General features: G+C 72.1%; 1 protein-coding gene. It reads right to left on the bottom strand.

Translation table 11 applies throughout. The features are described from left to right. The coding region (locus RWR81_RS12705; RefSeq protein WP_314458086.1) for a DEAD/DEAH box helicase at positions 1-3,891 on the bottom strand (3,891 nt) is incomplete at its 3' end. Positions 3,892-4,134: the final 243 nt, after the last annotated feature.

The raw sequence follows: 4,134 nt of genomic DNA, 5'->3' as shown, positions 1-4,134 counted from the left end.
GACCTCCCCGGAGGCGATGAGCTCATCGAGTATCGCGGGACGGTAGTCGGCCACCCGCGCGGGCAGCACCACCGACTCCCACAGGTCGGCCGGCAACCACGCGCCCTCCAGTGCGGCCAGGGCCTCCGCCAGGGTGTCGACACCGCTACCCCCCTCGCCTACCCCTGCCCGCTCCAGCACCAGACGCTGGAGGACCTCGGGAGCCACCGGTGCGACGGCGGCCCGCGCCCGAGCCAGGGAACGGTGGCGCACCCGGGCCAGGACAGAAGTCTCCATCCAGCCCGCCTCGCCGAGGCTCACCACGGAGCCGTCCTCGACCAGCTCGCCCAGGGCGGCCTCGGCGACCGATGCGCCCACCCCGAAGCGCTCCGCCACCTGCTCCGGCGTGATGAGTGTGTGAACCCGGGCGTGGCGCAGGGTGAGGTCGACCAGGGGAGAGCGGGCCGCCGCGGTCCGTGCGGCTGCGCCGTTGACGCCGTTGAGAGCCCTCGACTCCGCGGCCCACTCGGGGATCATCGTTCCCAGCGCCCGGTGCAGGTCGCCGGCGTCCTCGATCCGCGCCCAGTGCTTGCGGCCTCCCACAGTCACTCTCAGGGCGCGGCCGGTATCGGCGAGCTCATCCATGGCCGTCCGCACCGCTGCAGGCAGGCCGTTGGCGACCCCGGAGCCCTCCTGGCCGTCGTCGCTGCCCGAGTCTCCGGTGCAGTCGCACCGCTCGACCAGCTCCGTGTCGGTCAACGGCCCGAGCTCGCGCAGCAGGTCGGCGATGCCCTCGGCGTCGGCGCGCACCCGCCGCCCGGGCGCCAGACGCTGAAGCTCGGCCTCCACCTCAGCCATGACCTCGTCGTCGAGCAGCTCGGCAAGACCCCCGTCACCCAGCAGCGCGTCGAGCACTTGGGGATCCAGGGACAGCAGGCGGGCCCGGTGCTCGGCATGCGGCAGGTCCTCCTGGTACAGCAGGGTGCTGGTGTAGCCGAACAGGAGCGGGTGGGCGAAGGGTGAGGGCTCGGTGGTGTCGGCCTCGACGACGTGCACCCGGCCGGAGCCCAGGCGCTCCATGAGACCGGTGAGCGCGGGCATGTCGTAGTACTCCTGGAGGCACTCGCGCGCCGCCTCCACGCTGACGGGGAAGTCCTGGAACTGGCGGGCGGCCTCAAGCAGCTGACCCGCCTTGACTCGCTGCAGCCACAAGGGTGTGCGGTGCCCCGGCCGTATGGTGGGCATGAGCAGGGCGCGCGCGGCGCACTCGCGGAACCGGGCCGCGAACAGCGCCGTCTCCTTGATCCGGCCGCGCACCAGGGTGGATACCTCCACGGGATCGAAGACGACGAGCTCGGCGCCCGGAAGACGCCCCTCGAGCGCCGGAATCTGCAGGACGATGCCGTCGTCGGCCGCGATCACCTGCGGCTTGATCCCCAGCAAGCGGTGCACTCGCTCCCGGATCGCCATTGCCCAGGGCTCGTGGACGCGCCGCCCAAGTGTGCTGTGGATGATGATCCGCCAGCTGCCGGACTCGTCCCGGTTGCGCTCCAGGACCAGGGTCTCATCGGTGGGCAGGACCCCGGTGGCGCAGCGCTGCTCGCGCAGCAGCGCCACGAGATTGTCCCGGGCGTGGGCGTCCAGCCCCGCATCCATGAGCCGGCGCCGCAGCGCCTGCTCAGCCTCCGACTCACCAGTGCTCCCCGGTTCCTCCAGCCCGGCCTGCGCCTCCCGCAGGAAGACCCCCTTGGCGAGCCCCGTGGCCGCCGGCCGCCCCAGGCCCTCACCTCGCCAGAACGGTAGGCGGGCACTGCGCCCCTCGGCCGGGTCGACGACGACTCGGTCACCCGTGATCTGCCGGATCCGCCAGCTCGATGTCCCCAGCGTGATGATGTCGCCCGGGCTGGACTCGTTGACCATCTCCTCGTCGAGCTCGCCCACCCGGCGCCGCCCTGCCTCCTCGGCACCCTCGGGCAGAACCACCGGGAACATGCCCCGGTCCGGAATCGTGCCCGACGACGTGACGGCCAGCCGCTGCGCGTTCGGCCGGGCACTGAGCCGGCCGGTGGCGCGGTCCCACACGATTCTCGGTGAGAAGTCGGCCAGGTCCGCCGATGAGAAGCCTCCGGACAGCAGTGTCAGAACCGACTCGAAGGCCCGCCGCGGCAGTGAGGTGTAAGGCGCCGCCCGCGTGACGGTGGCGAACCAGTCATCGGCTGTCAGGTTCCCGGCGCTCACCGCGGCGACCGTCTGCTGGGCCAGGACATCCAACGCGTTGGTCACCAGGACGGTGCGCTCGATCGCCCCGGCCCGCATCCCCTCGGCGGCGACGACGGCGTCCACCAGGTGGGTCCGCTCGACGGGATAGATGACACCGCGGGGCCGTCCGCCCACCCGGTGATCGGCCCGCCCCACCCGCTGCAGGCCCGCCGCGACCGACGGCGGTGGCGCCACCTGGAGCACCAGGTCGATGGAGCCGATATCGATCCCGAGCTCCAGCGAGGCCGTGGCCACCACGCAGCGCAGCTCTCCCGAGGCCAGCCGGCGCTCCACGTCCAGGCGCTGCTCCTTGGAGACCGACCCGTGGTGCGCGCGAGCAATGACGGGCGCCCCCTGCGGCAGCGGCTCGGTGTGCGAACCGGTGCCCATCTCCCAGGACTCGCGGTGAACCGGTGCCCGGGCCTCGGCCGGGGAGGCAGCCTGCACCACGGACTGCGACGCGGTCCGCACCGCAGATCCCGGCCCGATGTGCGCCGCATAGGCCTCGTTGAGCCGGGCGGTCAGGCGCTCGCAGGCGCCACGGGAGTTGACGAACACGAGCGTCGTACGGTGGGCGAGGACCTGGTCCAGGATCGCGGTCTCCAGGTGCGGCCAGATGGAGCCCGACACCCGGGCAGGCCCCGCCGAACCCGGGACTCGGCGCGCCCCGGCCGACGCCGTCTGTCCTGACTGCCCGACCTGCCCCGCCGCCATGGCGCGGCGCAGCGCCTCATCCGAGCGCCATGCATCCACCGCCCTGGCCGGCCCGAGCCCCGAGGAGTGCCCTGCGGCGCTGAGCGAGGGGGATCCCATCGCCCGCTCCATCCGGGTGCGACGGTCCGAGATCGCCGGGATGCGGGTCATGTTCTCCACCGGCACGGCCACTGTGACCTCCGGCGTCGCTCGGCCGTCGTCGATGACGACGGTCACCGGATGCGGCCCGCCGAGGAACCTCGCCACCTCCTCAAGGGGCGAGATCGTCGCGGACAAGCCCACGCGCTGCGCCGGACGCTCCAGGAGATCGTCAAGGCGCTCCAGGGAGAGCGCCAGGTGCGTGCCGCGCTTGGACCCGGCGAAGGAGTGAATCTCATCGACGATGACGGTCTCCACCGTGCGCAGCGTCTCGCGCACGGCGCTGGTGAGCATGAGGTAGAGCGACTCCGGCGTCGTGATGAGGATGTCCGGCGGATACTTGCGCAGTCGACGGCGCTCCCGCGCAGGCGTGTCCCCCGAGCGCACCCCCACTGAGATCGGGTGGGTGGGGCCGCCAGCGGCGATCCCCGCCAGCGGCCGGCGCAGGTTGCGCTCGACATCGACCCCCAGCGCCTTGAGCGGTGAGATGTAGACAACCCGCACGCCGCCGGCCGGCTCCGGGCGCTCGCGGGCCTCCGCCTCGCCGGTGTCGAGCCGCCCCAGGCGATCGATGGCCGACAGGAAGGCGGCGAGCGTCTTGCCCGAGCCGGTGGGGGCGATGACCAGCGCGTTCTCACCCCGGCCGATCGCCGTCCAGGCGCGCTCCTGCACGGCGATGGGCCCGGCGGGAAAGGCGTTGGAAAACCAGGTCCGGGTGGCCTGCGAGAAGCTCTCCCAACCCGGTCGGTACGCACTGGCCGTAGCGGCGCCGTCGCTGCTCGTTGTTGTTCCCGCAGCCATGCTCGCTCACCCCCGCTCACCTCGTGGCTTCAGTGGCCATCCTTCCATGAGGGTGTGACAGTAATCCGCGCCGATTCGTTGCGCTGACCGGATCGCTGCGCGGAGCTGAAAGAGCCTGCGGCAGTGGCGGGGGCAGCCCCGTCTCCACTCCTCCACCGCACCGCATATTGCAGTGATACAACCGTCTGATTTCGCTCAGCGCGTGACGATCTGGAAGAATGCCGCCGTGAGCACACGTACTCC

The organism is uncultured Actinomyces sp. (assembly GCF_963526355.1).
In the GTDB taxonomy this organism is placed as follows: Bacteria; Actinomycetota; Actinomycetes; order Actinomycetales; family Actinomycetaceae; genus Actinomyces.
The sequence above is the reverse complement of the archived record's forward strand: the minus strand, read 5'-3'. Positions and strand labels throughout refer to the sequence as shown.